This is a genomic window from Bacillus sp. SIMBA_008, assembly GCF_046535495.1.
In the GTDB taxonomy this organism is placed as follows: domain Bacteria; phylum Bacillota; class Bacilli; order Bacillales; family Bacillaceae; genus Bacillus; species Bacillus subtilis.
The window spans coordinates 1-237 of sequence record NZ_JAWRWL010001241.1; the positions used below are offsets into that span (position 1 = coordinate 1).

The window sequence follows — 237 nt, forward strand, 5'->3', positions numbered from 1 at the left end:
TCAGTTCCGTGCAAGTGGATCGGTTGTAAAGTTTCCATGATTTATGAAAGTGTATGTAGAGTCGAAAGATGACGGGGCTGAAGAAAAGGATAAAATGTTGCCACCTTTAGAAGTAGGGGAAACGGTATTTTCGAAGGATTTAGAACCGAAGCAACACTTTACACAACCTCCGCCGCGCTATACAGAGGCTCGTCTAGTAAGAACACTTGAAGAGCTTGGAATTGGAAGACCATCGAC

At 43.9% G+C, this 237-nt stretch carries 1 pseudogene; it reads left to right on the forward strand.

Features of this window, described 5'->3' with window-relative positions:
* Positions 1 to 237 (forward strand): annotated as a pseudogene (locus SB658_RS27405) (DNA topoisomerase); the annotation flags it as partial.